Origin of the sequence: Amycolatopsis sp. FBCC-B4732 (assembly GCF_023008405.1) — a bacterium.
GTDB lineage: Bacteria > Actinomycetota > Actinomycetes > Mycobacteriales > Pseudonocardiaceae > Amycolatopsis > Amycolatopsis pretoriensis_A.
Genome location: NZ_CP095376.1, coordinates 5,694,945 through 5,721,607, shown reverse-complemented (window position 1 = coordinate 5,721,607; position 26,663 = coordinate 5,694,945). Strand labels below are relative to the sequence as shown.

Sequence of the window (26,663 nt, the reverse complement as noted above, 5' to 3'; positions counted from 1 at the left end):
AGGTGGAATTCCTACATGACCGAGGTCGAACGGCACAGCTACGACGTGGTGGTGATCGGTGCCGGTGGTGCCGGCCTGCGCGCGGTGATCGAAGCCAGAGAACGCGGCTTCCGCGTGGCGGTCGTGTGCAAGTCCCTGTTCGGCAAGGCGCACACGGTGATGGCCGAGGGTGGCTGCGCGGCGTCGATGGGCAACGCGAACTCGAACGACAACTGGCAGGTCCACTTCCGCGACACCATGCGCGGCGGGAAGTTCCTGAACAACTGGCGGATGGCCGAGCTGCACGCCAAGGAGGCGCCGGACCGGGTCTGGGAGCTCGAGACCTACGGCGCCCTGTTCGACCGCACCGCGGACGGGCGGATCAGCCAGCGCAACTTCGGCGGGCACACGTACCCGCGGCTCGCGCACGTCGGTGACCGCACCGGGCTCGAGCTGATCCGCACGATGCAGCAGAAGATCGTTTCGCTGCAGCAGGAGGACTTCAAGGAGACCGGCGACTACGAGGCGAAGATCAAGGTCTTCGCCGAGTGCACGGTGACCGAGCTGCTCACCACCGACGGGAAGATCGCCGGCGCGTTCGGCTACTGGCGCGAGAGCGGGCGGTTCATCCTCTTCGAGGCGCCCGCGGTCGTGCTCGCCACCGGCGGCATCGGCAAGTCGTTCAAGGTGACGTCGAACTCGTGGGAGTACACCGGCGACGGCCACGCGCTGGCCCTGCGCGCCGGCGCGAAGCTGATCAACATGGAGTTCGTCCAGTTCCACCCGACCGGGATGGTCTGGCCGCCGAGCGTCAAGGGCATCCTCGTCACCGAGGGCGTGCGCGGGGACGGCGGCGTGCTCAAGAACTCCGAGGGCAAGCGGTTCATGTTCGAGTATGTACCGGACGTCTTCAAGGGCCAGTACGCGGAAAGCGAAGACGAAGCCGACCGCTGGTACACCGACCAGGAGAGCAACCGCCGCACGCCGGACCTGCTGCCCCGCGACGAGGTCGCCCGCGCGATCAACTCCGAGGTCAAGGAGAACCGCGGGTCCCCGCACGGCGGCGTCTTCCTCGACATCGCGAGCCGGCTGCCGGCCGAGGAGATCAAGAAGCGGCTGCCCTCGATGTACCACCAGTTCAAGGAACTGGCGGACGTCGACATCACGGCCGAGCCGATGGAGGTCGGCCCGACCTGCCACTACGTCATGGGCGGCATCGAGGTCGACCCGGACACGGCCGGGGCGAGCGTGCCCGGCCTGTTCGCCGCCGGCGAGTGCTCGGGCGGCATGCACGGGTCCAACCGGCTCGGTGGCAACTCGCTGTCGGACCTGCTGGTGTTCGGCCGCCGCGCGGGGCTCGGCGCGGCCGAGTACGTGGACGGCCTCGGTGACCGGCCGGCCGTCGCGCAGTCCGATGTGGACGCCGCGGCGAAGATGGCGCTCGCGCCGTTCGACCCGCCCGCGGGTGCGTCGGCCGAGAACCCGTACACCCTGCACACCGAGCTGCAGCAGTCGATGAACGACCTGGTCGGCATCATCCGCAAGGCCGGCGAGATTGAGCAGGCGCTGGTGAAGCTGTCCGAGCTGCGGGAGCGGATCCTGCGCGTCACGGTCGAAGGGCACCGGCAGTTCAACCCCGGCTGGCACCTCGCGATCGACCTGCGCAACATGCTGATGGTCAGCGAGTGCGTCGCGAAGGCCGCGCTGACGCGGACCGAGAGCCGCGGCGGGCACACGCGCGACGACTTCCCGGGCATGGACGCCGAGTGGCGGCACAAGCTGCTGGTGTGCTCGGCTTCGGACGGGGACAACCCGGTCGTCCCGGACATCGGCGTCGAGGTGAAGGAGCAGGTGCCGCTGCGGCAGGACCTGCTGGAGCTGTTCGAATTCGGCGAACTCGGGAAGTACTACACCGACGACGAGCTCGAAGCGCACCCCGGGAGCAAAGCATGAGCTACAAGGCGAGTTTCCGGGTGTGGCGCGGCGACGACACCGGCGGCGGGCTGCAGGACTTCACGGTGGAGGTGAACGAGGGCGAGGTCGTCCTCGACATCATCCACCGGCTGCAGGCCACCCAGGCGTCGGACCTCGCGGTGCGCTGGAACTGCAAGGCGGGCAAGTGCGGCTCGTGCTCGGCGGAGATCAACGGCAAGCCGCGGCTGCTGTGCATGACGCGGATGTCGACGTTCACCGAGGAAGAGGTGATCACCGTGACGCCGATGCGGACGTTCCCGGTGATCCGCGACCTCGTCACCGACGTGTCCTTCAACTACACGAAGGCGCGGGAGATCCCGTCGTTCACCCCGCCCGCGGACCTCAAGCCCGGTGAGTACCGGATGCAGCAGGTGGACGTCGAGCGCTCGCAGGAGTTCCGCAAGTGCATCGAGTGCTTCCTGTGCCAGAACACCTGCCACGTGGTGCGCGACCACGAGGAGAACAAGGAAGCCTTCGCCGGGCCGCGGTACCTGATGCGCATCGCGGAGCTGGAGATGCACCCGCTCGACGTCGCGGACCGGCGTGACGCGGCCCAGGAGGAGCACGGCCTCGGCTACTGCAACATCACCAAGTGCTGCAGCGAGGTCTGCCCGGAAGGCATCCACATCACCGACAACGCGCTCATCCCGATGAAGGAGCGCGTCGCGGACCGCAAGTACGACCCGATCGTCTGGCTGGGCAACAAGCTGTTCCGCCGCGACAAGTGAGGTGACCCGCCTGGCATGGTGGGGACATGGAGATCGTGTCCCCACCGCCGTCCGGCCTCGCCGAGGACTACCCGCACCTCGCGCCTTCGCTCGCGACGCCGTGCGGCTTCCTGGTCCACCGCAAGGACCTGGCGTGACGCTGCTCGCCGGGGCGCACGTCTTCGACCCCGAAACCGGCGACGTCGTCCGCGCCGACGTCCGGCTCGACGGGGCCCGGATCGCCGAGGTCGGCCCGGGCCTCGACGGCGACGGGCGTGTCGACTGCTCGGGCGGGCTGCTGATCCCCGGGCTCATCGACTGCCACGTGCACGTCGCCTTCCCGCGGCCCGAGCCGTTGCCGCGCAGCGCGCGGATCCTCGAAGCCGTGCCGGTGCTGCGCGGCTTGCTGGCGCGCGGGATCACCACGGTGCGAGACGCCTGGGGCGCCGACGCCGGGTTCAAGCACGCGCTGCGCGAAGGCTGGATCGACGGGCCCGACCTGCTGGTCAGCCTCCGCCAGCTGTCGCCGACCGGCGGGCTCGGTGACAGCTGGGACCCACCCGCGGGCACGGTCGACAACTTCGGCGACCCGTCCTTGCCGGACCCGGTGTTCGACGGGCCCGACGCGGCCCGCGCGGCCGTCCGCCGCATGGTGCGCGCCGGCGCCGACTGGATCAAAGTCGGCGCCGGCGGCGCACTGCGGGCCGTGCGCGAGGGCACGGACGTCCGGCCGGCCGACGACGAGCTCGCCGCCCTGGTCGACGAGGCCCGCCGCACCGGCCGGGACGTCCTGGCCCACGCGCACACCGCCGAGTCGGTCACCTCGGCGGCCCGCGCCGGTGCCCGCAGCATCGAGCACGGCACGTTCCTCGACGACGACGCCGTGACCGCGCTGGCGAACGCCTGGTACGTCCCGACGCTCTCGCCGATCAGCGACAGCGAGTTCGCCGAGACGCACCGGCGATCACTGCGCCTCGCGGCGGAAGCGGGCATCCCGATCGCCGCCGGTTCGGACCTCGCTCCCCGTCCTCATGTCGACTTGACGACCGAGCTCCGCCTCCTGGCCGCGGTGCTCGGCCCCGCGGCCGCCTTGAAGGCGGCGACCGCCGAGGCCGCCCGCCTGCTGCGGCTGGAGCACGACCGAGGCCGGCTCGCGGTGGGGTTGCGTGCCGACGTGGTGCTGCTCGACGGCACGGACCTGGACGTGACCGACCTGCCCACCCGGATCCGGGCGGTCTGGCACGACGGCAACCGGGTCGGCTAGGTGTTCTGTCCAGGGGAGGTCGCGACCGTGGCGACAGGTGATCGGATGCTCTGGGGGTGCGGGAGGATCTCCGGTGCCGAGGTGGATCGCGGCATCCGGGATGACTGACCGCTCATCCCGCGCGCTGACCGGCCCGGACACCTGCCCGGCTCGTACGGCGAGTCCTCGAAGTCCGGCCGGTCCGGCGATGGGAAAAGGCCGGGTTCAGCCCGCCATGACGTCGAACTCCTCGGCCAGCCGGACCAGGAACGCCCGGGACTCGTGCTCCGACAGGGCAATCTGTTCCAGCCGCGTGCGCAGGACGTAAAAGGCTTCGACCGCCACGCGTTCGTCGATGAACAGCCCGGCCGCGAAGGTCTCTTCGTAGGCCACCGGCGGGTGTTCGGCGAACTCGAGGATCGTGAACCGGCTGCCGACCAGGTGGTACGGCGGTGCGGAAGCGGGGACGACGCGGATGGTGCAGTGCGGGAGGTTGGTGGCCAGCACCAGGTACTGCAACTGTTCGTGCATCAGCGCCGGGTCGCGCAGGACCGACCGCAAGGTGTGCTCGTACACGAAGTAGAGGCACTGCGGCGGGTTCCGGCGCTGCAGCAGCTGTTGCCGGTCGATCCTCGCCTGGACGAGGGCCTTGAGCCGATCCGTGGTGTACCGGCCGGACAGCTCGTAGACCGAGCGCACGTAGTCTTCGGTCTGGAGCATGCCCGGCAGGGCCATCGGGCTGTTCGAGATCACCGCGGTCGCCAGGTTTTCCTGGATGATCAGCGACTTCATCGGGTCGACGAGCTTGTCGAAGTACGGCCGCACCCAGTACAGCTCGCTCGGCGGCCGGGTCAGGTGCAGCAGCCGGTCGCGTTCGGACGCGTTGGTTCCGCAGTGGGCCAGGTAGATCGCCGCGTCGATCGGCGAGATCCGGCGGCCGTTCTCCCAGCCGGACACCTTCGACGCCGACCAGTGGGCGCGCCGGGCTACTTCGCGCAGCGACATTTGTCTCGCCTCGCGCTGGGTTTTCAGCTCGACACCCATCTCCCGGGTGCGCACCGTGCTCTTTTCGGTCATGCCCCGCACGTTAAAGGCAAGCACCGACAAAACGGCTTCTGCCACGCAGCGGTTCACCGGAAGGGATGTTGCTGTTCTGCCTGTGTGACAACGGGTTCCGGTCGCAAAGCACTGCGAAGCAGCTTCGCACAATGAAGCGTGCTTCGCACCTTCGCTAAGTAGCGCGGGCATTAATGGCGTCCATTTCGGGAATCGTACGAGGCGACGGCCGGGATGTCACCGGCCGCCGCGATCCGGGTGCCCGAGTGGTTCGCCGAGAACGCCGGGGCGCGTGGTGGTTGACTGCCCGCATGGCTGAACCGAAACCGCGGGACCTGGCCGCGTTGCTGCTGGCCCTCACCGTCGTCACCGGTGTCGTCGACGCCGTCAGCTTTCTCGGGCTCGGGCGGGTCTTCGTCGCCAACATGACCGGGAACGTCGTCTTCCTCGGGTTCGCCGCGGCGGGGGAGACGACGCTTTCCGTGCTCGCCTCGCTGACGGCCGTGCTGGCGTTCCTCGCGGGCGCCCTCGCCGGCGGGCGGCTGGGGCGCGCCGGGGACGACTACGACACCCTCCGGCGGGCCACCGCGGTGCAGGCGGGGCTGATCGCGGTCGCTGTCGTGCTGTCCGCGACGCTCGGCAGCGGTACGCGGCTGGGCAGCGAGCTGCTGATCGTCGTGCTCGGGCTGGCGATGGGCCTGCAGAACGCCGCCGTCCGGCGGATCGGGGCGCCCGATCTGACCACGACCGTGCTGACCATGACGCTGACCGGCTTCGCGGCCGATTCGAAGGCCGCCGGCGGGGCCGGGTCGCACCCGGTGCGGAAGGTCGCCGCCGTGGGAGCGATGCTCGTGGGGGCGCTCGGGGGCGGGGTGCTCCAGCTGCACGTCGCCATGTGGACCGCGCTGACGCTCGCCCTGGTGCTCGTGCTGGCCGTGGCGGCGGTGCTGCAGACCGGGGCTAGCCGAGGGCGCGGCCGCCGTCCACCAGCAGCCGCTGGCCCGTGATGAAGCCCGCTCCCTCCGACGCGAAGAAGCTCACCGCCGCGGCCACGTCGTCGGGGGTGCCCAGGCGGCCCATCGGCACCCCGGCCAGGTAGGCCGCGCGCTCGGCTTCCGGGACGTCCGCGTGGCGCTCCACCGGGACGAAACCCGGGGCCACCGAATTGACCGTGATGCCGTCCGGGGCCAGCTCGCGGGCCCACGCCCGGGCCAGGCCGGCCTGGGCCGCCTTGGCCGTCGCGTAAGCCGAACGGCCCGGTGGCGGGCGGTCCGCCACCTCCGAATCGATGTGGACGATCCGGCCGTACCCGCGGGCGCGCATGCCCGGGAGCACCGCGTGGCCCAGCAGCACCGGCGAGCGCACGAAGAAGTCCAGGTGGCCCAGGTGCCCGGCCCAGTCCACATCGGACAGCGGGACGTCCGGCTGCGGGCCGGTCGCGTTGACGACCAGGACGCTGATCGGGCCCAGCAACGCCGTCGCCGCGTCGACCAGCTCGCCCACCGCGCGCCGGTCGGTCACGTCGGCGGCGAAGGCCGCGGCCCGGCCGCCTTCGGCCAGGACCGCCTCCGCGGCGGCCTTGAGGTCGGGATCGTCGTGCAGGCCGTTCAGCGCCACGGCGAACCCGTCGCGGGCCAGCCGCCGGGCGATCGTGCGGCCCAGGCCTCGGGAGCTTCCGGTCACCAGTGCGACACCCATGGCCCGACGCTAGGGGAGATCGGCGGACACCGAAAGGCCCCCGACGGGTACGCCGGGGGCCTTTCGGTGAGCGGGGGGACTCAGCCGCCGGCAGTGCCGGCGGCCGAACCGAGCGCGACCTGCTCGAGCTTGCCGCCGGTCCCGGCGATGACCTTCTTGTTGCGCCGGTTGCGCCGCTCCAGGTACGTCGCCAGCGCGGTCAGCAGCAGGCACATCACGACGTAGATGACGGTCGCCACGATCGTGGACGGCACGATCGGCCGCCCGAACGTGCCCTGCGAACCGATGTACCGCGCGTAGTACAGCAGCTCCTGGAACGTGATGATGAAGCCGAGCGCGGTGTCCTTCAGCAGCACGACCAGCTGGCTGATGATCGTCGGCAGCATCGCCCGGATCGCCTGCGGCAGCAGGACCAGGAACATCACCTGGGTCTTGCGCATGCCCAGCGCGTACGCGGCTTCGCTCTGCCCCTTCGGCAGCGACTGGATGCCCGCCCGGAAGACCTCCGCCAGCACCGAGCCGTTGTACAGCGTCAGGCCGAGCACCACGCCGAGGAACGGCGTCATCGGCACGCCGACGGTCGGCAGGCCGAAGTAGAACAGGAACATCAGGATCAGGGCGGGGATGGCGCGGAAGAACTCCACGACGAACCCGGCGATCCCGCGGATCCACGCGTGGTCCGACAGCCGCCCGGCCGCGAAGATCGCACCGAAGATCAGCGCCAGCACGGCCGCGGCCGCGAACGCCTCGAGCGTCTGGAGCACCGCGTTGCCGAGGTCGCGCTGCACCTGCGCGTACTGCAGCCACTCCCACTTGCGGGCGGTGAACTGGCCGCTGTCGTAGAAGCGCCACCCGATGTAGCCGAGGAACCCGAGCACCGCGACGGTGCCGACGACCGCGTAGGTCCGATAGCGCAGCCGGGCGCGCGGGCCCGGGACGTCGAACAGCACGTTGCTCATCGGGCCACGCTCCAGCGCTTCTCCAGGCTGCGTTGGACGAACGACAGCACGGCGACCAGGATGATGAAGCCGAGCGCGACCCACAGCAGGCCGACCAGCTGGTTCTCGCCGCGTTCGGACAGGTACGAGCGGATCGCGCCGGCCTCCGCGACGGAGAAACCGGCGGCGATCGTGGTGTTCTTCAGCAGCGCGATCAGGGTGCTGATCAGCGGCGGGACGACCGAGCGCAGCGCCTGCGGCAGCACGACCTGGCCGAGGATCTGGCCGAACGTCAGCCCCAGCGCCCGGCCCGCCTCGGCCTGGCCGACCGGCACGGTGTTGATGCCCGAGCGCACGACCTCGCAGATGAACGCCGCGGTGTAGACGGTCAGCGCGGTCACCGCGGCCGGGAAGTAGTCGAGCTTCACGATGTCCAGCAGCGGGTACGCGAAGACGAAGAAGGCGAACACCAGCGTCAGCGGCGTGTTCCGGGCGATCGTCACGTACGCCGTGCCGACGGCGCGGAAGACGGGCACCGGGCTCACCCGCAGCATGGCCAGGACCGTGCCGAGGACCAGGCTGCCGACGGCCGAGAGCACGAACAGCTCGATCGTGCGGAGGAAGAACGGACCGAACAGGTCCAGGTTGTTGAAGAGGACGTCCATGAGCCTTCCCCGCGTCCGTTTCAGGCGGTGGTCAGGTGGTGGATGTGGGAAGGCCGGTGGACCGGGAACCCCGGTCCACCGGCCTCGGTGTCACGTCAGTACTTCTCGAGGGTCGGCTTCTTGGCGGCCGAGCCCGACTTGCCGAGGGTGGCGTCGTAGATCTTCTGCCAGGTGCCGTCGTCCAGCGCCTTCTGCAGGATCTCGTTGACCTTGTCGCGCAGGACCTTGTCGTCCTTGTTGAGGCCGATGCCGTACTTCTCGGTGGAGAACGTCTGGCCGACGACCTTCAGGTTGTCCGGGTCCTGGGACGCGTAGCCCTTGAGGATCGCGTCGTCGGTCGTGACCGCGTCGACGTCCTTCGACAGCAGCTTCTCGACGCACTGCGAGTACTTCTGGAACTCGACGATGTTGCCCGGCTCGGTCAGGTTCTCCGAGCGGATCTTCTGGATCGGGGTCGAGCCGGTGACCGAGCAGACCTTCTTGCCCTTGAGGGTGTCCTTGCCGGTGATCGACGAGTCGTCCTTGCGCACCAGCAGGTCCTGGCCGGCAACGAAGTACGGGCCGGCGAAGGAGACGAGCGCCTTGCGCTTGTCGGTGATCGAGTACGTGCCGACGTAGTAGTTCACGTCGCCGTTCGCGATCGTCTGCTCACGGGCACCGGAGTCGACCGTGCGGAAGGTGATCTTCTCCGGGTCGAAGCCGAGGCCGGCCGAGACGAGCTTCGCGATCTCGATGTCGAAGCCGCCGAACTTGCCGGTCGTCGGGTCCTTCTGGCCCAGGCCGGGCTGGTCGTCCTTGGCGCCGACGGTCAGCGCGCCCGCCGACTTCATCTTCGCGAACACCGGGGAGCCGGCCAGGTCGACGCCGGACGCGACCGGGTAGGACGGCAGCGCGGCGGCGCTCGAACCGCTCTGGTCGCCGGCACCCGGGGTGCTCGGCGTGCCTTCCTTGCCGCAGGCGGTCAGGGTGGTCAGCGTCAGGCCACCGACGAGCACTCCCACCGCGAGGGTGCGGATCCTCATGTGAATTTCTCCTGTGTGTCGTCACCCGCGGCGCGAAGGCGCCGCGGAACGTTCTCTCAGTGGGTCAGGATCTTGCCGAGGAAATCCTTCGCGCGCTCGCTCTTGGGCGCGGTGAAGAACTCTTCGGGCGTCGTGTCCTCGACGATCTCGCCGTCGGCCATGAAGATCACCCGATCGGCTGCCCGGCGGGCGAAGCCCATCTCGTGGGTCACGACGAGCATCGTCATGCCGTCCTTGGCCAGGCCCGTCATGACGTCGAGGACTTCCTGGACCATTTCCGGGTCCAGCGCCGAGGTCGGCTCGTCGAAGAGCATGACCTTGGGCCGCATCGCCAGCGCCCGCGCGATGGCGACGCGCTGCTGCTGGCCGCCCGAGAGCTGCGCCGGGTACTTGTCGGCCTGGTTGGCGATGCCGACGCGCTCCAGCAGTTCCATCGCCGTCTTGCGCGCTTCGGCCTGCGAGGTCTTGCGGACCTTCACCGGCGCGAGCATCACGTTCTCGACGATGGTCTTGTGCGCGAACAGGTTGAACGACTGGAACACCATGCCGACGTCGGCGCGCAGGGCGGCGAGCGCCTTGCCTTCGGCGGGCAGCGGGACGCCGTCGACGGCGATCTCGCCCGAGTTGATCGGCTCCAGCCGGTTGATGGCCCGGCAGAGGGTCGACTTGCCCGACCCCGAGGGGCCCAGCACCACGACGACCTGGCCGCGGGGCACCTCGAGCGTGATCTCCCTGAGCACGTGCAGGTCGCCGAAGTACTTGTTCACGGCGGACGCCTTGATCATCGGCGCCGCCACCTCCGCGGTCATCTGGCCTCCAGGATCGGTCGAATGCGGCGTGGGTCACCACGCGATGGCGAGAACCTACCGTTGCTCTACCTGCTCGCAAGGCGGCTTGACCCATTCTTAGGGTTTCAAGTGGGTATCGATGTCCGATTCGGCACCCGGCGCGCCGACGTCCTAGAGTTCGTCGCTACCGGCGCGGTGAAGCAGGTCACCAGGGAGGGTGGACGGGTGCGGGTGCTGCTGGTGGAGGACGACGACCGGGTCGCGGGGGCGCTGATCCCGGCGCTGACCCGCCGCGGCCTGGCGATCGCCCGGCTGGCCACCGGCGCGGGTGTGCTCGAGCGGGTGAACGAGGTCGACGTCATCCTGCTCGACCTCGGCCTGCCGGACATCGACGGCGTCACGCTGTGCCACCAGATCCGCGCGGTCAGCGACGTCGCGATCATCGTCGTGTCGGCGCGCGGCGAGGTCGACGACCGGATCAAGGGCCTGCGCGCGGGCGCCGACGACTACCTGGTCAAGCCCTACGACGTCGAGGAGCTGCTCGCCCGGGTCGAGGCGGTGCGACGCCGCCGCGGCGAGCACACGACGGCCGAGCCGGTGGTGATCCGGGTCGGGGACGTCAGCGTCGACCTGTCCCGGCACGAGGTGCTGGTCGACGGGCGCGCGGTCGCGTTGTCCCGCAAGGAGTTCCAGGTGCTCGCGCTCGTCGCGGGCGCACGTGGCGCGGTCTGCTCGCGCGAGCACGTGCTCACCGAGGTGTGGGGCCACCGCGGTCCCGCGGAGAGCCGCTCGCTCGACGTCCACGTCGCCACGCTGCGGACGAAGCTGGGCCGCCCGGCGCTGATCGAGACGGTCCGCGGGGTCGGCTACCGGCTCGGCGGCCAGGTCTCGCGGAGCTGACGGCGTGCGCGTCCGGCTGCAGGGCATCGTGCTGACGCTGGTCGCGTTGCTGGTGTTCGGCCTGGGCATCCCGCTGGCCACCACGATCGCCGCCGGCGCGCAGCAGGACCTCTTCCTCGACCGGCTGACCGACACCGCGCGGTTCGCGTCGCTGGCGCAGCGGCCGCTGCTGGACAACAAGCCGTCGCTGCTCGACCCCGACCTGCGCCGCTACACCGAGGTGTACGGCGTCCAGGTGCTCGTCTTCGACCAGGACGGCAAGCCGGTGGGCAGCTCGCTGGGCCCGAACGCCGCACGGCTCGACATGCGTGCCCCGCGGATCAGCGACCCGGTCCACGAGGCGCTGGCCGGCCGCCGTTCCCAGCCCGGCGGCGTGCTGATGCCGTGGGACGCGACCCCGTTGGTGCTGGCCGAACCCGTGCTCGCCGACGGCGAGGTGCGCGGCGCGGTCGTGACCGTGTCCGACACCGGCGCCGAGCGGGCCGACGTGCTGTGGTGGTGGCTGCTGCTCGCCGCGGGCGGGATCCTCGCGTTCACGCTGGCGCTGGCCGTGGCGATCCCGGTGGTCCGGTGGATCCTGCGGCCGGTGCACCGGCTCGACGACGCGACCGGCGCGCTGGTCGCGTCCGTGGTCAGCGGGCGCGAGGCCGAGCCGGTGGGGGAGAGCGGCGGGCCACCGGAGCTGCGGCAGCTCGGCCGTTCCTTCGACCGGATGGCCGAGAGCGTGTCGGGGGCGCTGGCCGCGCAGCGCGCGTTCGTCGCGGACGCCTCCCACCAGCTGCGCAACCCGCTGACCGCGTTGAAGATCCGGCTCGGCAACCTCGAAGGCCACGTCGACGACGAGCCGGCCGCGGCCGACCTCGAGGCCGCGCGGGTCGACGCGGGCCGGCTGCACCAGATCCTCGACGGGCTGCTGTCGATGGCCCGCGCCGAGGCCTCCGGCGGCGAGCTGGACCCGGTCGTGCTGGACGAGGCCGTCGCCGAGCGGGTCGCCGACTGGTCGGTGGTCGGCGAGGCCAGGGACGTGCGGCTGGTCGTGGACACCCCCGGCGACGGCGTGTGCGTGCGCATGCCGCCGCGCGGCGCCGAGACGATCCTGGACGCGCTGCTCGACAACGCGCTGAAGTTCACCGCGGCGGGCACCGAGATCCAGGTCACCGTCGAGCGCGACGACGACCGCGTGCGCCTGTCGGTCCGCGACCACGGCCCGGGCGTGCGGCCCGACGAGCTCGACCGCGCGCTGGACCGCTTCTGGCGCAGCCCGGCCCACCAGAACGTGCCCGGCTCGGGGCTGGGCCTGGCGATCGTCAGCGAGATCGTCGCCCACTCCGATGGCGAACTGGTCCTGGACCTGCCCGAAGGCGGCGGCCTCCGGATCTCGATGACGTTCCCGGCGGCTTAGGTCTTCTTCGCCCGGTAGTAGCGCAGCGCGCCCGGGTGCAGCGGGATCGGCTGGGTCTCGATGCCCGGGTGGACGTCGATCGACAGCGCCGCCGGGTTGGCGACGGCGAGCTGCTGCCGGGCCGCGAACAGGCCGCTGACCAGTGCTTCGGCGACGTCTTCGCGCATCGACGTCGGCACCACGAGGAAGTTCGGCACCACGAGCGTGGTCACCGGCTGGAGCTGGTCGTAGGTGCTCGCCGGGATGGTGGCCGTGCCGTAGACCTCGCTGAGCGCCTGCATCTTCGGCATCTGGTCGGCGATGTCGACCAGCCGCAGCCGGCTCTTGTTGTCCGCGAGCTTCGGGGTCGGCAGCCCGCCGGACCAGAAGAACGCGTCGACGTCGCCGTTGAGCAGCGCCGCGACGGAGTCGTCGAGGCCGCGGGTGATCGTGCTGACCGCGCCGGTCAGATCGGCCGCGGCGAGCAGCTTCCCGGCGATGTACTCGACCCCGGAGGCGGGCGAGCCGATCGCGATCCGGCGCCCGCGCAGCTGCGCCACCGACCGGATGTCGGAGTCGGACCGCACGACGACGTGCAGGTAGTCGTCGTGGATCCGGGCGAGCGCGGCGAGCCCCCGGTTGGTCCGGTACTGGTCGGCGGCGACGTCGGCGGCCACGAAGGCGACGTCGGCCTGCCCGCTCAGCACCCGCGCGACGTTGTCGGGCGACCCCTGGGTCTGCAGCACCTGCGGCCGCTCGATGTCGAGCCCGGCCTGCCAGGCGGTGGCGAGGGTCTGGGCGAGCTTGTCGTAGACGCCCCCGGGGTTGCCCGCGGCGATGCGGAGGTGGACGTCGGCGAAGCCGCTGGTGCAGGCGGTGAGGACCAGGAGGAGGACGGCCGCCAGTGCCAGCGCGCGTGGTCGCCGGGTCCCGGTCACGTGCCGATCGTGCCAGACGCGGCGCTCGCCGTCAGTCGGTCATGCCCGCCACCAGCGTGCGCAGCCTGGTGAGGGCGCGGTGCTGCGTCACCCGGACGGAGCCGGGGGACATGCCCAGTGCGGCGCCGGTCTCCTCCGTCGAAAGACCCGTCACCACCCGCAGGATGACGACTTCGCGCTGCTGGCGCGGCAGCATCGCCAGGAGCCGGCTGAGGCGTCCGTTGAGTTCGCTGCTCAGGGCACTGGTCTCGGGCTCGGCGTCGACTGCCGGACGTTCGGGCAGCTCCGGGACGGGCTCCGATCGGTCGCGGGCGGCGGCCCGGTGCGCGTCGGCCACCTTGTGGGCCGCGATCCCGTAGACGAACGCCAGGAAGGGGCGGCCCTGGTCCTGATAGGCGGGCAAGGCCGCGAGCACGGCGAGGCAAACCTCCTGCGCGACGTCGTCGGGTGAGACGAGCGAGTGCTGTCCTCCGCCCATCCTGGCGCGGCAGTAGCGCACGACCAAGGGGCGGATGGCCGCCAGCAACCTCTCGACCGGCGTGTTTTCACCGTCGACCGTGACGAGTGCCACCGTGGCGGCCTGGTCAGCGTCCGCAGGCAACCGGCGCTCCCGGGGTCGGGGTGCAGGTCTCGCGGCCGGTGATGCTGATCGGCCCGGCCGTGAAGTCGGCCCGCAGCAACCACAGCCCGCCCACCACGGCCCCGATCACCAGCAGGATCACCAGCACGGTCCGGAGGGTGTTCGGCGTGCTGGTGACGATCTTCTCGATCAGCCAGACGACGTTGCCGCTCACCGGGCCGCCTTCCGCCGGGCCGCGCTGAGCTCTTCGTAGCGGCCGGTCAGCTGCTCGACCTCGCTGTCGCGCAGGCCCAGTGCGCGCAGGAAGACGGTCATCTGGTCGGTCCGCGGCAGCGTGGTGCCGCTCAGCAGCCGGCAGAGGGTGGCGCGCGACATCGCCTTGGTGACGTCGCCGTCGGCCTCGCACAGCCGGGCCATCCGGCGCAGCACGTCGACCTTGCCGAGGTCGTGCCGGAGCATCGCCCGCCGCAGGTCGAGCGCGAGCCCGGCGAGCGCGTCGCCGGGCAGGTCCGGGTTGTGCTTCGCGAACTCCTCGAGCGCGGCGGCCCACCAGATCCGGTGGGCCTCGCGCACGGGAGCGCCCACACCGGCGGCGATGCCGCGCACGAGCCGCAGGCGGGGCAGTTCGGCGCCGCCGAGCGCGCCGGACACGGCGCTGACGGAGTAGCTCGCCGCCGCCGCGACTTCTTCCAGCGACGTTTCACCGACGAAACCGCGCAGCCACTTCTTCAGCGCTTTCACGGCGGGTCCGGCCTCGGCGGGCAACGCCGATTTTCTCCGCCCCGGCCGCGGCCGGTACGCGGGCACGGGGGTACTCACGAAAGGGGGCACCGGAAATCCTCCTCGATCACGTCGTCCAGGCGAGGCAGCCGCCGCCGGGGTGCCGGATTGCCGTCCGGGCCCAAGATCCTCGGTGCGACCGAATTACCGAGATCCTGGCCCACCGCGTAGCCGTCGGCAACGGTCTGTCATATTTTCCGGAAATCGCCGTGATCGGAACGAGATTCGATCAAGGGTCGTCTTTTTCCGCTGTTCGTCTCACTCGGGGAACGTCCGGCGGCGGCCGCGACGACAAGGGGGCGAATGGCCGAGGACCTCCGTCGCACCGTCCAGGCGAGGCTCGAAGCCGCACCGGTCCCGTTGCCGCGGGACCTCATCGCCGGCGCCGGCCTGGTACCGGCGCTTTTTCCGCTGTTCGTCTCAGCCGGGGAACGTCCGGTGCCCGCCGTGACGACAAGGGGGCGTACGGCTGAGGACCTCCGTCACTTCGTCCGGGCGAGGCTCGCAGCACCGGCCGGCCCGTTGCCGCGGGCCGCGCACCGCAGTCCATGAGACGAGCTCCCGGAACGTGCGAACCTAACGTCGGACCCATGAGTTCTGCCACGTACCTGTCCACCGCTTCGACCCGGTGGGACGCGCGGCTGTGGGGAGTTCTCCTCACCGTCTCGATCGTCACGGCGCTCGACGCCCTCGACGGGTCGATGGTCGGGGTCGCGCTGCCCGCCATCCAGGCCGAGTTCGGGTTGTCCACGAACGCGCTGCAATGGGTCGTCAGCGGGTACGTGCTGGGCTTCGGCGGGCTGCTGCTGCTCGGCGGCCGCACCGCCGACCTGCTCGGGCGGCGCCGGGTCTTCCTCGCCGCCGTTTCGCTGTTCGCGCTGGCTTCGCTGTTCGGCGGGCTCGTCGACGACGGGACGCTGCTGATCGTGAGCCGCTTCGTCAAGGGGGCGGCCGCCGCGTTCACCGTGCCCGCGGCCCTGTCCATCGTGACCACGACGTTCCGGGAAGGGCCCGCGCGCAACAAGGCGATCAGCATCTTCGCCGTGTTCGGGGCCAGCGGGTACTCGGCCGGGCTGGTCTTCTCCGGGCTGCTGACCGAACTCGGCTGGCGCTGGACGTTCCTGCTGCCCGCGCCGCTCGCCGCGGCGGTGGTGGTCGTGGCGTGGAAGCTGATCCCCGCGTACCGCACCGAGCCGTCGGGCGGCTACGACCTGCCCGGCGCGCTCACCGGGGTCGGCGGCTCGCTGCTGCTCGTGTACGGCGTGGTCGAGGCGCCCGAAACCGGCTGGGTCGCGCCCCGCACGCTGATCACGTTCGTGGTCGCCGTCGCGCTGCTGGTGGCGTTCGTGCTCATCGAGAAGCGCACCCGCAATCCCTTGCTGCGGCTGGGCATCCTCCGCTCCGGCCCGCTCGCTCGCGCCAACCTGGGCGCCGCGCTGTTCTTCGCCTCCTTCATCAGCGTCCAGTTCGTCGTGATGCTCTACTTCCAGCGCGTGCTCGGCTGGTCGCCGCTGCAGACGGCGCTGGGCTTCCTGCCGGCGGCGATGATCGTGGCGTTCGGCTGCCCGCGCGTCGACCCGCTGATCGAGCGCGTCGGCACCGCCCGCGCAATCTTCGCCGGGGTGGTCGCGCACGTGCTCTCCTACGCGCTGTTCCTGCGCGTCGACGAGCACTCGGGCTACGTCGGCTCGGTGCTGCCCAGCATGATCCTGCTCGGGCTCGGCTTCGCGCTGGCCTTCCCGTCGTTCAACATCCAGGCCACGGCCGGCATCCCGGACGGCGAGCAGGGCCTGGCCGGCGGCCTGGTCAACACCTCGCTGCAGGTCGGCGGCGCGATCGGCCTCGCGGTCGTGACCGCGGTGCTGACCGCGGCCGGCGACGGCGCGTCTTCGACCGCCGCGCTGCTGCGCGGCTGGGTGCCGGCGCTGGTCGTGGTGACCGGGTTCACCGTGGCGGGTCTGGTCGTCGCGCTGGTCGGCCTCCTGGCCCGCCCGCGCGTCACGGCGCCCGAGCCCGAGCTGGAATCCGTCTAGCGCCGCGGTCGACGGACCTCGGACGCGGCTCCTAGCCGAGGGTCGCGATGCCGGCCAGGAAGATGTCGACGCCGGCCAGGAACTGCTCGCGGTCGTCGTGCTCGCCCAGCCGGGCCGCCGCCTTGTGCACGAACGGGTACCGGGCCGGGTCGAGCGCGGCCCACTGGGCGGCGACGCCGGACAGGAACGCCGAGCGGTCGACGTCGCCGGCGAGGAGCCGGGCGTTCGCCGCGTTCTGGCTCGCCACCCCGAGCACGTAGTTCACCAGCGCGCCCGCGGCGTCGAACAGCGCTTCCCCGGGGACGTCGAGCGCGTCGAGCAGCCCACCGATGCGCTCGTAGACCTCGAGGAGCGCGGGGCGCCACGGCTCGCGGGACAGCTGGGCGCCGACCCACGGGTGGGCGTCGATCGCGTCGAACAGGCCCAGCGCGACCGTGCGCAGGGCTTCCCGCGGCTCCGCGCCGACGACGACGCCGGTCACGACCCCGGCGATGACGTCGTCGGTCGCCGCCGCGAGCAGGTCGCTCTTGTTCGCGATGTGGTGGTAGATCGCCCCGTAGCCGGTGCTCAGACGCCCGGTGAGCGCCCGGAAGGTCAGCGCGGCCTCGCCGCCTTCGTCGAGGAGGCCGGTCGCCGCCTCGACGATCACTTCCCGGGACAAGCCGTCCGTGCGCCGCTTCGCCATGGGCTCATCATCGCACGTTTGGATCGGCGCTCCAAAGTCGTGTTAGCTTGGTTTGGATCGACGATCCAATCGAAGGAGCGCCATGAGCGAAGAAGCCACGATCATCGGAGCCGGCCTGGGCGGGCTCGTGCTGGCCCGCGTCCTGTACCGGCACGGCATCCCGGTCACCGTCCACGAAGCCGAGCCCTCGCCGGCCGCGCGCCGCCAGGGTGGGATGCTCGACATCCACCCGTGGAACGGCCGGCCCGCGCTCGAGGCGGCCGGCCTGACCGAGGGGTTCCGCGAGCTCGTCCTGCCCGGCCGCGAGTCCTACCGGGTCCTCGACCGGACGGGAACCGTGCTGCTCGACCGGCCGGACGACGGCACGGGCGAGCGGCCCGAGGTGCAGCGCGGCGAACTGCGGCAGCTGCTGCTCGACGCGCTGCCGCCCGGCGTCGTCCGCTGGGGCCACAAGGCCGTCGCCGTGCGGGCGCTCGGCGACGGCCGCCATGAAGTGGACTTCGCGAACGGCACCAGCGTGCGCACGAACCTGCTGGTCGGCGCGGACGGCGCGTGGTCGCGGGTGCGCCCGCTGCTCTCCGGCGCCACACCCGAGTACGTCGGCGTCTCGGTCGTCGAGACGTTCCTCTTCGACTGCGACACCCGCCACCCGGCCGCGGCGGAAGCGGTCGGCGCCGGATCGCTGTTCGCGCTCGCGCCGGGCCACGGCATCCTCGCCCACCGGGAAAGCGGCGGAACCCTGCACACGTACGCGCAGCTGCGCAAGCCCGAGGACTGGCTCGCCGGCCTCGACCCCGCCGAGGTGACCACGCGGGCCGCCGCCGAGTTCGACGGCTGGGCCCCGGAACTCACCGCCCTGATCACCGCGAGCGACACCCCGCCGGTGCTCCGCCGCCTCCACACGCTCCCCGCCGGGCACCGCTGGGACCGCGTGCCGGGGGTGACCCTGCTCGGCGACGCAGCGCACCTCATGCCCCCGAACGGCGAAGGCGCCAACCTGGCCATGCTGGACGGCGCCGAACTCGGGGAAGCCCTTGCCGCGCACCGGGATGACGTCGAGAGCGCGCTCGGGGCGTACGAGCAGCGCATGTTCGAGCGCGCGGCCGCCGAAGCCGCGGACGAAGACATCTACGAAGTCATGTTCGGTGCGGACGCGCCGCACAGCATGGTCGCCCTGCTGGCTCAGGCGGAAGCGTAGGAAAGCAGCTCTCCCGGATCAGACCGTGACACTGAGCCGGATGTGCGCTGGTATCTCCAGCCACCAGCGTGCCGAGACGCGCGCGACTCGCGGCAGGTCCGCGGTGGCCAGGACCCGGTGGAGGAAGTTCCTCTTTTCGGTGCGGCCGGCGGCGTAGACGAGGCGGTCGATCGTGGACGTCGTGGTGCTGCCCGGCCGCCACCGGCGGGTGATCGCGAGTGCGGCGCGCCGGAAGTTCTCGTCGCTTTCCCCGCCGATGTGGCCGAGGGCGAACGCCGCCGCCTCGCGTACGTCCGCTCGGGTCCTGGCGGCGAGCACCAGTTGTTCGACAAGGGCACGTTCGCGCCGGCCACCCAGCTTGCGCAGGGCTTCCGCCACGATCGCCGACTCCGGCTCGCGATGGCGCCCGGCCATGACGCGCCCCAGTTCCCGCGCGATCGGCACCCGGTAGGGGCCGGCGTGGAGGAGGAACAGCGCGTGCATGCGTTCGTCGAAGACGTCGGCACCGAGGGCTTCGGCCAAAAGGTCGTTCAGCACGTCCTGGTCGGCCGGGTGGACGGTGCCGCCGACGGAAGCGGTGACCGACTCGATCAAGGTCCGGTGGTCGCGGGCACCGTCCCGGTCGGTCTTCGTGAGCAGGCCGAACCGCTTGCGCAGCTGCGCGGGCAGGCAGGCGGCGATCGCCGCGGCGAGCGGCTGGTCGCGCAGCTCGGCCAGGACACCGCCGATGTGCACGAGCTGGCCGCGGGTGAAGTGCCCCAGCCGGACCTTGCGGTGGCAGGACAGCAACGCGCCCGAGAAGGACCGGTGTGAAGTCGGGTTCGTCAGCTGCCGCATGACGACCGAGGCCGCGGGACCGGACGAAGTGGCGTCGAGAACGGAGATCGTGCCGATGAGGCTCTGGGTCGCCCGATCGGCTGCCGCGGCCGCCGCGGTGGCCACGGCGATCTCCCCGCCGACCGGGTGAGCCAGGAGGCGGTGCAGTGCTTCCGCACGCCACAGCCAGTGCGCCCCGTCGGCGATGGCCATCTCCGCGAGCAGCCGTTCCGCCAGCCGCGCCCACGTCGAACGGGGACTCACCACCACGAGGCCCCGGGACAGGAGATCGGTCAGTGCGTCCCAGTCCCGCCCGGAAAACAGGTCGCCGCCGGTCGCACGGTCGATCAGCCGGTCGAGCCGGGTGGACACCGATGTGGGGTCGAGCGGTGGGCGCGCGAGAGCCGGCCCCGGTCCCAGCCGGTTTCCGTAGTAGCGGGCCATGTTGTCGGCGATCGTCACCAATTCCGGTCGGTCCAAGGCTTTCGCGTAGCCGCGGACGGCGAAATGGCCGATGCCGGCGCTTCCCCGCTCCCAGCGGCTCAGGGTGCTCGGCGCGATTCCCCCACCGAGCGCGGCCGCGAACTCCCGCAGGCCGAGCGAACCACGGCTGGTGCGCAACAACCAGCCCAGCCGGCGGTTGCTCTCGCTTTGCCCGAAAGAGACCACCATTACTTGGTAGCACGGTGTTCGTCGCGGCCGCGTAGACAATAATGGGACAAGAAGTGTCCACGGAATTGCCTGACGTCGCGTTGCACGGCGATTCATGTCCGCAACGAAGCCGGTTTCGCGGGGTTTCCGTTCTAGCGTGAATCCTCGACCGTGGAATACGAGGAGGAACGATGAACATCGTGACCAGAGCACTGGCCGTGACGGCGATCGCGGCGACGGCTGCCGCGGGTGGCGTGGCGACCGCGTCGGCGGCACCGGCGCGCGGAGACTCCGTCCAGGCGGCCCGCGGGTACGTGACCCAGGGCAACCTGCGGCAGGACCCGAACCTCGGCGCCGGCATCAAGGTGACGATCTACAACCAGTGGGTGGACATCAACTGCTGGCTCGACGGCGGGGACAACGGCTTCGGGTCGAACCGCTGGTTCAAGGCCACCTACTACTCGCAGGTGGGCTACCTCAGCTCCGGCGTCGTTTCCCAGCAGCCGGCGGTCGGGCACTGCTGACGCCACCGGTGGGCCCGGCCCGGCCCGGGCCCACCGCACCCGGCCCGCGTGCCCGGCCCGGGAGGGGACGCCGAGGCGCAGGTGGGGGCGGGTCTACCCTGGAAGCCGATGACCGAGACACAGGCACCCAGGGCGTACCAGATCCGCACCTTCGGCTGCCAGATGAACGTGCACGACTCCGAGCGGCTCGCCGGGCAGCTCGAAGACGCCGGGTACGTCCCCGTCGACCACGGGGGCAAGCCCGACCTCATCGTGTTCAACACCTGCGCCGTCCGGGAGAACGCGGACAACAAGCTCTACGGCACCCTCGGGCACCTGCGTCCCGACAAGGTCGCCAACCCCGACCTGCAGATCGCCGTCGGGGGGTGTCTCGCGCAGAAGGACCGCGGGGAGATCGTCAAGCGCGCTCCCTGGGTGGACGTCGTCTTCGGGACGCACAACATCGGGTCGCTGCCGACCCTGCTCGAGCGGGCGCGGCACAACGCCGAGGCCGAGGTCGAGATCCTCGAATCGCTCGAGACCTTTCCCTCCACGCTGCCCGCGCGCCGCGAGTCGTCGTACGCGAGCTGGGTGTCCGTTTCGGTCGGGTGCAACAACACCTGCACCTTCTGCATCGTCCCGGCCCTGCGCGGGAAGGAACGCGACCGGCGGCCCGGCGAGATCCTCGCCGAGGTCGAGGCGCTCGTTGCCGAAGGCGTGCTCGAAGTCACGCTGCTCGGGCAGAACGTCAACTCCTACGGTGTCGAGTTCGGCGACCGGCTCGCCTTCGGGAAGCTGCTGCGCGCCGCCGGGGGGATCGACGGGCTCGAGCGCGTGCGGTTCACCTCGCCGCACCCGGCCGCGTTCACCTCGGACGTGATCGACGCCATGGCCGAGACCCCGAACGTCTGCCACCAGCTGCACATGCCGCTGCAGTCCGGCTCGGACCGGGTCCTGCGCGAGATGAAGCGGTCCTACCGCTCGGCGCGCTTCCTGAAGATCCTCGACGAGGTCCGCGCGGCCATGCCGGACGCCGCGATCACCACCGACATCATCGTCGGCTTCCCCGGGGAGACCGAAGCGGACTTCCAGGCGACGCTGGACGTCGTCGAGCAGGCGCGGTTCTCCAGCGCCTTCACCTTCCAGTACTCGATCCGCCCCGGCACGCCGGCCGCGACGATGCCGGACCAGCTGCCCAAGGCCGTCGTCCAGGAGCGCTACGAGCGGCTGGTCGAGCTGCAGAACGCGATCTCCTGGGAAGAGAACAAGAAAATCGTCGGCCGCCGGGTCGAGCTGCTCGTCGCCGCGGGCGAGGGGCGCAAGGACGCCGAGACGCACCGGATGAGCGGGCGCGCCCGCGACGGGCGGCTCGTGCACTTCACGCCGGCCGGTGACCACGTCGACCGCGCGGTGCGGCCGGGTGACGTCGTCGAGGCGGTCGTCACCTACGGCGCGCCGCACCACCTGGTCGCCGACGGCGACCTGCTGTCCCACCGGCGGACGCGCGCCGGCGACAACGCGGAGGCCGGGCTGCGGCCGAAGACGAGCGGTGTCACGCTGGGCCTGCCGGGCTTCGGAGCTCCGGCGGCCCAGCCCGAACCGGTGAGTGGGTGTGCGCTGTGACCGAGCCCCAGGGCAACGGTGACCTGGCCGAACTGGCCGCCGAGATCGACGAAGCGGGCGTCCACGCGTCCCGGACGGTGGAGCTGGGCCGGCGCGGGTTCACCATCGCCGTGTTCTCGTTCGTGCTGCTGATCTGCCTGATCCTGCCGTGGGTCGGCGACCACGCGGGCTGGCAGGTGCTGGCCGGCGAGGGCGGCGGCATCCCGCAGCTGTTCGCGGCGACGTCGACCGGCGTCGGCATCCTCGCGTCCGCGCTGGCGCTGGTGACGCGCCGCTGGTGGCTGGCCTGGGTGTGCGCCGCCGGCGGCTGGTTCGCTTCGGTGGACGGGCTGCTGGCCATCTGGTCGCAGCAGTCGTCGCACGCCAGCGGCGCCGCGGGCGGCGGACCCGGCTTCGGCCTGATCATCGCCTGGATCGCGATGATCTGCCTCGCCGTGCAGTGGATGCGCACGGCGTTCTCGCGCTCCTAGCGCACCACGAGACCGATCACGCTGGAGACCGCGCTGACGTAGAGCTCGGTTTCCGGGTGGTAGACGCGCAGCGTCAGGCTGGCGCGGACGCTGAAGCTCAGGCTGAACACGAAGTTCCCGTTCGGCCGGCAGGTGCCGGTGCTGAGGTCGACCCAGACGCCGGCCCGCAGCTGCTGGACGATCACCGGCTCACCGCCGGCGATGCTCTCCTGCCCGCCGAGGTCGGCGAACGAGCCCTTGATCTTCGCCGTCTCGCCGACCTTGACGCTCTTCTTGTCGGCCTGGGCCTCGACCTTGGCCTTGTGCTTCTTCCCCTGCACCGCGGCGGGCACGGGCCCGGCGGCCGCCAGCGCGACGGCCGGGGCGGCGAGCGCGACGGTGCAGGCGACGACCAGTGCGGACACGAAGTTCGATGGCTTGCTCATGATCGAAGTGCAGCACCGCGGGGCCGGGAAAGCGCCCGGTGACCCCCGGCCGTGCAGCCCGTCACACCGCTTCGGGTGACGCGTTAACCGTCCGCTTGCCGAAACCCAGGCCGCGGCGGTCGGCGCCTGCTCGGCGGCGGTCCGAGCTCGCTTCGAAGACCGCTGCTGAGCCAGCCACCCGAGACGGCCGCGCTCGGGACCAGGCCTTGCGCGGGCGCTGGGAACCGCGAGCGGCAGCGATCCGGTCCCACCGCGGCTGACCTCAAGTGCGAGAGGCCGCCTTGCGGAACCCCAAGTTCCTCAAGGCGGCCTTCACGAACCCGACCTCAGCGGTCCGCGACCGCCGCCTCCGCGGCGTGCAGCCACTCGCGCCACTGCGCGGCCTGCTCGTCGGCCTTCTTCGCCCGGCGCTCGTCGCCCGCCGCGCGGGCCTTGGCGGCCTGCGATTCGAACTGCTCGACGCGCTCGCGGAACTGCGCCGCGCGGGCCTGGGCCTCGGGGTCCGTGCGGCGCCAGCGGTTGTCCTCCGCCGACTTCACCGCGTCCTGGACCGCCTTCAGCCGGCCGTCGAGCTCGCGGATGCGCTCGCGCGGGACCTTGCCGATCTCGTCCCACTGCTCCTGGATCTTGCGCAGCGCGCCCTTCGCCGCCTCCAGGTTGGCCGCCGCGTCGATCTTCTCGGCCTCGATCAGGAGTTCTTCCTTGCGGGCCGCGTTCTGGGTGAACTCGGCGTCGCGCTCGGAGAACACCGCGGAGCGGCGGGCGAAGAACTTGTCCTGCGCCGCGCGGAAGCGCTGCCACAGCGCCTCGTCGCTGTCCTTCGGGGCCCGGCCGGCGGCCTTCCACTCGGTCATCAGGTCCTTGTAGCGGCCCGCGGTGTCGCCCCAGTCCTCGGACTCGCTGATGGCCTCGGCCTCGGCGATGAGCTCTTCCTTGCGCTGCTTGGCCGACGCGCGCTGCTTGTCGAGCTCCGCGAAGTGCGACCCGCGACGGCGGTTGAAACCCTCCCGGGCCTTCGAAAACCGCTTCCACAGCTCGTCGTCGGTCTTCCGGTCGACGCCCTTGACCGTCTTCCACTCGTCCAGGATCGAGCGCAGCCGGTCGCCCGCCGCCTTCCACTGGGTGGAGTCGGCGGCGATCTTCTCGGCCTCCTCGGCCAGCTCCTGCTTGCGCGCGACCGCGGCGGCACGGGCCTCTTCACGCTCCGCCTTCGCGCTGGCCAGCGCCTTCTCGGCGTGCGCGATGACGTACTCGAGGCGTGCGGCGAGCGCGGCCAGGTCACCCACCACGGCGGACTCGGCCAGCCCGTCCCGGATCTGGGTGGCGCTCGACAGCGCGTGCTTCGGGTCGCCGGCCCCGGAGGCCAGCCGCGTCTCCAGCAGCTCGACCTCGGTGCGCAGGTCGTCGAAGCGGCGGGCGTAGTGCACGAGACCCTCGTCGGGGCTGCCGGCCTGCCAGACGCCGACCGCGCGTTCGCCCTCGGCGGTGACGACGTAGACGGTTCCCTCTTCGTCGATCCGGCCCCAGGTGGACGGGGTGGGCTCGGCGGGCGGCACGGGCGGGGCGGCGTGCCCGGCGTGCAGCGCGTGCGGCACCGGGTGCGGGGCCGGGGTACCGGTGGAAGTGTTCTCCTGGGCCATCGCAGGCTCCTTATCGCCTGTACGCCCGCTGGCGCGGGCGCCCCGCCGCGGAAGCGGGGCCGGGTAATGCGGTCGTCACGGGCCGTGCTCGGATGCTACGGCCCCCACGCGGCATTCAAGCAGCTCAGCGCGCACCGTGGTACTGGATGAGCCACTCGAAGCTCGTGATCCTACTTCCGGTGGACGCTCCGTGTCGGCCCGCCGGTATCGTCAGCCGCCGTGAACAGCCTCGTCGCCCCGGTCGCCGTGGTCGGGCCGACAGCCACCGGCAAGACCGCGCTGGCCGTGGAGCTGGCCCTCGAACTCGGCGGCGAAGTCGTCAACGCCGACGCGCTGCAGCTCTACCGCGGCATGGACATCGGCACCGCGAAAGCCACCGAAGCGGAGCGCCGCGGCGTGCCGCACCACCTGCTCGACGTGCTGGACGTGACCGAGACGGCGTCGGTCGCCGCCTACCAGCGCCACGCGCGCGCCGAGATCGAGCGGCTCCTGGCCGCCGGCCGGGTGCCGGTGCTCACCGGCGGGTCCGGCCTGTACGTCCAGGCGGTGCTCGACGACCTGCGGTTCCCCGGCACCGACCCGGCGATCCGGGCCCGGCTGGACGAGGAGGCCGTCCAGCTCGGCACGCCCGCGTTGTACACCCGGCTGGGTGAACGTGATCCGGCCGCGGCGGCGGCGATCCTGCCGACGAACACCCGGCGGATCGTGCGGGCCCTCGAAGTCATCGAGATCACCGGCGAGCCGTTCTCGGCGAACCTCCCCAAGCCCGGGCCCGCCCGCTACGGCACGGTCGTGGTCGGCGTCGACCGGGAGCCCGCGGAGCTCGACGAGCGCGTCGACGAACGCGTCCGGCGCATGTTCGCGGCCGGGCTCGTCGACGAGGTGCGCGAACTCGAGAAGCGGGGACTGCGCGAAGGCAAGACGGCGTCGCGGGCGCTCGGCTACCAGCAGGTGCTCGCCGAGCTGGACGGCGGCGGCGACTTCGAAGCGGCCGCCGCGGCGACCGCGCAGGCGACGCGGCGCTTCGTCCGGAAGCAACGTTCCTGGTTCCGGCGCGACCAGCGGATCCACTGGTTCGGCGGCGCCGATCCGGGGCTGGCCGGGCGCGTCCTGGATACCCTGGGCCGGTAATCTTGCCCCTATGGGCGGAATCGAGTTCCTCAAGGGGCACGGCACGCAGAACGACTTCGTGCTGCTCCCCGATCCGGCGGGCCGCCTCGAGCTGACTGCGGCCAGGGTCGCCGCGCTGTGCGACCGCCGCCGCGGCCTCGGGGCCGACGGCGTGCTGCGCGTCGTCCGCGCCGCCGCGCTCGACGAGCCGTCCGCGGGCGAGTGGTTCATGGACTACCGCAACGCCGACGGGTCGATCGCGGAGATGTGCGGCAACGGCACGCGCGTGTTCGCCCGCTACCTCGTCGAAGCGGGCCTGGCGACCGAGGGCGAGTTCGTCATCGGCACCCGCGCGGGCGACCGCCCGCTGGTGGTGCACCCGGACCGGTCGGTGACGGTGCAGATGGGCCCGGCGACGATCACCGGCACGTCGGTCACGGTGGTGGCCGGCCGCCCGTTCTCGGGCGTCGCGGTGAACGTCGGCAACCCGCACCTGGTGTCGGTGCTCGACGACGACGTCGCCGGCCTCGACCTGCGCGACCAGCCCGACTTCGACCACGACGTCTTCCCGCACGGCGTGAACCTCGAGTTCGTCAACCGCCTCGGCGAGGGCGCGCTGCGGATGCGCGTCCACGAACGCGGGGTGGGGGAGACCCGGGCGTGCGGCACCGGCACGGTCGCCGCGGTGGCGGCCGCGTTCCACCTGGCGGGCACGGACACCGGCTCGTCCACTGTGGACATCCCGGGCGGCCGGGTCGAGGTCACGGTGTCGCGGGGCGCGTCGACGTTGTCGGGCCCGGCGGAGATCGTGGCCCGCGGCGAGATCGACGAAAGCTGGTGGGCCGCCGCCGGTTCGTGAC

27 protein-coding genes are annotated in these 26,663 nt (G+C 71.5%); 13 read left to right on the top strand and 14 right to left on the bottom strand.

The window, feature by feature from the left end; translation table 11 throughout:
- Positions 1-15: 15 nt before the first annotated feature.
- From MUY14_RS24680 to MUY14_RS24670, 3 genes are all read left to right on the top strand, one after another.
- Positions 16-1,932, top strand: a complete 1,917-nt coding sequence (locus MUY14_RS24680; protein WP_247012278.1) for a fumarate reductase/succinate dehydrogenase flavoprotein subunit — start codon at positions 16-18, stop codon at positions 1,930-1,932.
- Positions 1,929-2,681, top strand: coding sequence for a succinate dehydrogenase/fumarate reductase iron-sulfur subunit (locus tag MUY14_RS24675; protein WP_247012277.1), 753 nt, complete (start codon positions 1,929-1,931; stop codon positions 2,679-2,681). Before MUY14_RS24680 ends, MUY14_RS24675 begins: the two co-directional genes overlap by 4 nt.
- 133 nt (positions 2,682-2,814) lie before the next feature.
- Positions 2,815-3,924 (top strand): amidohydrolase family protein, encoded by a 1,110-nt coding sequence (locus MUY14_RS24670; RefSeq protein ID WP_247012275.1) that lies wholly within the window; start codon positions 2,815-2,817, stop codon positions 3,922-3,924.
- A 204-nt stretch (positions 3,925-4,128) separates the two neighbouring features.
- Here the strand turns inward: MUY14_RS24670 and MUY14_RS24665 are convergent, their stop codons facing one another.
- Positions 4,129-4,980: a helix-turn-helix transcriptional regulator gene (locus MUY14_RS24665; RefSeq protein WP_247012272.1), complete on the bottom strand. Its 852-nt coding sequence runs from the start codon at positions 4,978-4,980 to the stop codon at positions 4,129-4,131.
- Between the two features lie 290 nt (positions 4,981-5,270).
- Between MUY14_RS24665 and MUY14_RS24660 the strand changes: the two genes are divergently transcribed.
- A complete protein-coding gene (locus MUY14_RS24660) occupies positions 5,271-5,966 on the top strand; it encodes a YoaK family protein (RefSeq protein WP_247012271.1) in 696 nt (231 codons plus the stop codon).
- Here the strand turns inward: MUY14_RS24660 and MUY14_RS24655 are convergent.
- The 5 genes from MUY14_RS24655 to MUY14_RS24635 form a co-directional block, all read right to left on the bottom strand.
- Positions 5,920-6,657, bottom strand: coding sequence for an SDR family NAD(P)-dependent oxidoreductase (locus MUY14_RS24655; RefSeq protein ID WP_247012269.1), 738 nt, complete (start codon positions 6,655-6,657; stop codon positions 5,920-5,922). The genes MUY14_RS24660 and MUY14_RS24655 overlap by 47 nt on opposite strands.
- A gap of 80 nt (positions 6,658-6,737) precedes the next feature.
- The gene (locus tag MUY14_RS24650; protein ID WP_247012267.1) at positions 6,738-7,616 is read right to left on the bottom strand and encodes an amino acid ABC transporter permease; all 879 of its coding nucleotides are present in this window, start codon (positions 7,614-7,616) and stop codon (positions 6,738-6,740) included.
- On the bottom strand, positions 7,613-8,260 hold the full coding sequence (locus MUY14_RS24645; RefSeq protein ID WP_247012265.1) for an amino acid ABC transporter permease: 648 nt from the start codon (positions 8,258-8,260) through the stop codon (positions 7,613-7,615). Before MUY14_RS24645 ends, MUY14_RS24650 begins: the two co-directional genes overlap by 4 nt.
- Positions 8,261-8,355: 95 nt before the next feature.
- The gene (locus tag MUY14_RS24640) at positions 8,356-9,282 is read right to left on the bottom strand and encodes a glutamate ABC transporter substrate-binding protein (RefSeq protein ID WP_247012263.1); all 927 of its coding nucleotides are present in this window, start codon (positions 9,280-9,282) and stop codon (positions 8,356-8,358) included.
- A 56-nt stretch (positions 9,283-9,338) separates the two neighbouring features.
- On the bottom strand, positions 9,339-10,067 hold the full coding sequence (locus MUY14_RS24635) for an amino acid ABC transporter ATP-binding protein (RefSeq protein WP_003054447.1): 729 nt from the start codon (positions 10,065-10,067) through the stop codon (positions 9,339-9,341).
- A gap of 228 nt (positions 10,068-10,295) precedes the next feature.
- Between MUY14_RS24635 and MUY14_RS24630 the strand changes: the two genes are divergently transcribed.
- The gene (locus MUY14_RS24630; protein ID WP_247025225.1) at positions 10,296-10,970 is read left to right on the top strand and encodes a response regulator transcription factor; all 675 of its coding nucleotides are present in this window, start codon (positions 10,296-10,298) and stop codon (positions 10,968-10,970) included.
- A gap of 4 nt (positions 10,971-10,974) precedes the next feature.
- Positions 10,975-12,372 carry a HAMP domain-containing sensor histidine kinase gene (locus MUY14_RS24625; protein ID WP_247012261.1) on the top strand — a complete coding sequence of 466 codons (1,398 nt, stop codon included), beginning with the start codon at positions 10,975-10,977 and terminating at the stop codon, positions 12,370-12,372.
- On the opposite strand, the gene MUY14_RS24620 is transcribed toward MUY14_RS24625, so the two are convergent.
- The 4 genes from MUY14_RS24620 to MUY14_RS24605 are packed head-to-tail and all read right to left on the bottom strand — an operon-like array spanning position 12,369 to position 14,610.
- Positions 12,369-13,289 carry a TAXI family TRAP transporter solute-binding subunit gene (locus MUY14_RS24620; protein WP_247012259.1) on the bottom strand — a complete coding sequence of 307 codons (921 nt, stop codon included), beginning with the start codon at positions 13,287-13,289 and terminating at the stop codon, positions 12,369-12,371. The genes MUY14_RS24625 and MUY14_RS24620 overlap by 4 nt on opposite strands.
- A gap of 31 nt (positions 13,290-13,320) precedes the next feature.
- Positions 13,321-13,890 carry an RNA polymerase sigma factor ShbA gene (gene shbA, locus MUY14_RS24615; protein ID WP_396126588.1) on the bottom strand — a complete coding sequence of 190 codons (570 nt, stop codon included), beginning with the start codon at positions 13,888-13,890 and terminating at the stop codon, positions 13,321-13,323.
- On the bottom strand, positions 13,874-14,083 hold the full coding sequence (locus MUY14_RS24610; protein WP_247012256.1) for a hypothetical protein: 210 nt from the start codon (positions 14,081-14,083) through the stop codon (positions 13,874-13,876). The genes shbA and MUY14_RS24610 overlap by 17 nt, the downstream gene beginning before the upstream one ends.
- Positions 14,080-14,610 carry a hypothetical protein gene (locus MUY14_RS24605; protein WP_247012254.1) on the bottom strand — a complete coding sequence of 177 codons (531 nt, stop codon included), beginning with the start codon at positions 14,608-14,610 and terminating at the stop codon, positions 14,080-14,082. Before MUY14_RS24605 ends, MUY14_RS24610 begins: the two co-directional genes overlap by 4 nt.
- A 629-nt stretch (positions 14,611-15,239) precedes the next feature.
- Here MUY14_RS24605 and MUY14_RS24600 point away from each other — a divergent pair.
- Positions 15,240-16,682 carry an MFS transporter gene (locus MUY14_RS24600; protein WP_247012252.1) on the top strand — a complete coding sequence of 481 codons (1,443 nt, stop codon included), beginning with the start codon at positions 15,240-15,242 and terminating at the stop codon, positions 16,680-16,682.
- A 31-nt stretch (positions 16,683-16,713) separates the two neighbouring features.
- On the opposite strand, the gene MUY14_RS24595 is transcribed toward MUY14_RS24600, so the two are convergent.
- Positions 16,714-17,367 carry a TetR/AcrR family transcriptional regulator gene (locus MUY14_RS24595; protein ID WP_247012251.1) on the bottom strand — a complete coding sequence of 218 codons (654 nt, stop codon included), beginning with the start codon at positions 17,365-17,367 and terminating at the stop codon, positions 16,714-16,716.
- An 82-nt stretch (positions 17,368-17,449) separates the two neighbouring features.
- Here MUY14_RS24595 and MUY14_RS24590 point away from each other — a divergent pair, with 82 nt between their 5' ends.
- Positions 17,450-18,565 carry an NAD(P)/FAD-dependent oxidoreductase gene (locus MUY14_RS24590; RefSeq protein WP_247012248.1) on the top strand — a complete coding sequence of 372 codons (1,116 nt, stop codon included), beginning with the start codon at positions 17,450-17,452 and terminating at the stop codon, positions 18,563-18,565.
- Between the two features lie 18 nt (positions 18,566-18,583).
- Here MUY14_RS24590 and MUY14_RS24585 read toward each other — a convergent pair whose 3' ends face one another.
- Complete coding sequence (locus MUY14_RS24585; protein ID WP_247012247.1) at positions 18,584-20,053, bottom strand: helix-turn-helix domain-containing protein; 1,470 nt, start codon at positions 20,051-20,053, stop codon at positions 18,584-18,586.
- 170 nt (positions 20,054-20,223) lie between these two features.
- Between MUY14_RS24585 and MUY14_RS24580 the strand changes: the two genes are divergently transcribed.
- The 3 genes from MUY14_RS24580 (at position 20,224) to MUY14_RS24570 (ending at position 22,628) form a co-directional block, all read left to right on the top strand.
- On the top strand, positions 20,224-20,556 hold the full coding sequence (locus MUY14_RS24580; RefSeq protein WP_247012245.1) for a hypothetical protein: 333 nt from the start codon (positions 20,224-20,226) through the stop codon (positions 20,554-20,556).
- A gap of 108 nt (positions 20,557-20,664) precedes the next feature.
- Entirely contained in the window at positions 20,665-22,158 is a 1,494-nt protein-coding gene (gene miaB, locus MUY14_RS24575) for a tRNA (N6-isopentenyl adenosine(37)-C2)-methylthiotransferase MiaB (RefSeq protein ID WP_247012243.1), read from the top strand.
- The gene (locus MUY14_RS24570; RefSeq protein ID WP_247012241.1) at positions 22,155-22,628 is read left to right on the top strand and encodes a hypothetical protein; all 474 of its coding nucleotides are present in this window, start codon (positions 22,155-22,157) and stop codon (positions 22,626-22,628) included. The genes miaB and MUY14_RS24570 overlap by 4 nt, the downstream gene beginning before the upstream one ends.
- Here MUY14_RS24570 and MUY14_RS24565 read toward each other — a convergent pair.
- Positions 22,625-23,053: a hypothetical protein gene (locus MUY14_RS24565; RefSeq protein WP_247012239.1), complete on the bottom strand. Its 429-nt coding sequence runs from the start codon at positions 23,051-23,053 to the stop codon at positions 22,625-22,627. The two genes, MUY14_RS24570 and MUY14_RS24565, sit on opposite strands and share 4 nt — an antisense overlap.
- A 326-nt stretch (positions 23,054-23,379) precedes the next feature.
- Positions 23,380-24,693 (bottom strand): DUF349 domain-containing protein, encoded by a 1,314-nt coding sequence (locus MUY14_RS24560; protein WP_247012238.1) that lies wholly within the window; start codon positions 24,691-24,693, stop codon positions 23,380-23,382.
- Positions 24,694-24,912: 219 nt separating this feature from the next.
- On the opposite strand from MUY14_RS24560, the gene miaA reads away from it, so the two are divergent.
- A complete protein-coding gene (gene miaA / locus MUY14_RS24555) occupies positions 24,913-25,824 on the top strand; it encodes a tRNA (adenosine(37)-N6)-dimethylallyltransferase MiaA (protein ID WP_247012236.1) in 912 nt (303 codons plus the stop codon).
- Positions 25,825-25,834: 10 nt separating this feature from the next.
- On the top strand, positions 25,835-26,662 hold the full coding sequence (gene dapF / locus MUY14_RS24550; protein WP_247012234.1) for a diaminopimelate epimerase: 828 nt from the start codon (positions 25,835-25,837) through the stop codon (positions 26,660-26,662).
- Position 26,663: the final 1 nt, after the last annotated feature.

What these genes read in the sequence shown, in the direction of transcription:
- MUY14_RS24560 (WP_247012238.1), bottom strand. Translation starts at nt 24,693, where the DNA reads ATGGCCCAGGAGAACACTTCCACCGGTACCCCGGCCCCGCACCCGGTG.
- MUY14_RS24650 (WP_247012267.1), bottom strand. Translation starts at nt 7,616, where the DNA reads ATGAGCAACGTGCTGTTCGACGTCCCGGGCCCGCGCGCCCGGCTGCGC.
- MUY14_RS24645 (WP_247012265.1), bottom strand. Translation starts at nt 8,260, where the DNA reads ATGGACGTCCTCTTCAACAACCTGGACCTGTTCGGTCCGTTCTTCCTC.
- MUY14_RS24660 (WP_247012271.1), top strand. Translation starts at nt 5,271, where the DNA reads ATGGCTGAACCGAAACCGCGGGACCTGGCCGCGTTGCTGCTGGCCCTC.
- MUY14_RS24585 (WP_247012247.1), bottom strand. Translation starts at nt 20,053, where the DNA reads ATGGTGGTCTCTTTCGGGCAAAGCGAGAGCAACCGCCGGCTGGGCTGG.
- MUY14_RS24565 (WP_247012239.1), bottom strand. Translation starts at nt 23,053, where the DNA reads ATGAGCAAGCCATCGAACTTCGTGTCCGCACTGGTCGTCGCCTGCACC.
- MUY14_RS24665 (WP_247012272.1), bottom strand. Translation starts at nt 4,980, where the DNA reads ATGACCGAAAAGAGCACGGTGCGCACCCGGGAGATGGGTGTCGAGCTG.
- MUY14_RS24595 (WP_247012251.1), bottom strand. Translation starts at nt 17,367, where the DNA reads ATGGCGAAGCGGCGCACGGACGGCTTGTCCCGGGAAGTGATCGTCGAG.
- MUY14_RS24590 (WP_247012248.1), top strand. Translation starts at nt 17,450, where the DNA reads ATGAGCGAAGAAGCCACGATCATCGGAGCCGGCCTGGGCGGGCTCGTG.
- dapF (WP_247012234.1), top strand. Translation starts at nt 25,835, where the DNA reads ATGGGCGGAATCGAGTTCCTCAAGGGGCACGGCACGCAGAACGACTTC.
- MUY14_RS24580 (WP_247012245.1), top strand. Translation starts at nt 20,224, where the DNA reads ATGAACATCGTGACCAGAGCACTGGCCGTGACGGCGATCGCGGCGACG.
- MUY14_RS24680 (WP_247012278.1), top strand. Translation starts at nt 16, where the DNA reads ATGACCGAGGTCGAACGGCACAGCTACGACGTGGTGGTGATCGGTGCC.
- miaB (WP_247012243.1), top strand. Translation starts at nt 20,665, where the DNA reads ATGACCGAGACACAGGCACCCAGGGCGTACCAGATCCGCACCTTCGGC.
- MUY14_RS24655 (WP_247012269.1), bottom strand. Translation starts at nt 6,657, where the DNA reads ATGGGTGTCGCACTGGTGACCGGAAGCTCCCGAGGCCTGGGCCGCACG.
- MUY14_RS24675 (WP_247012277.1), top strand. Translation starts at nt 1,929, where the DNA reads ATGAGCTACAAGGCGAGTTTCCGGGTGTGGCGCGGCGACGACACCGGC.
- MUY14_RS24635 (WP_003054447.1), bottom strand. Translation starts at nt 10,067, where the DNA reads ATGATCAAGGCGTCCGCCGTGAACAAGTACTTCGGCGACCTGCACGTG.
- MUY14_RS24600 (WP_247012252.1), top strand. Translation starts at nt 15,240, where the DNA reads ATGAGTTCTGCCACGTACCTGTCCACCGCTTCGACCCGGTGGGACGCG.
- MUY14_RS24640 (WP_247012263.1), bottom strand. Translation starts at nt 9,282, where the DNA reads ATGAGGATCCGCACCCTCGCGGTGGGAGTGCTCGTCGGTGGCCTGACG.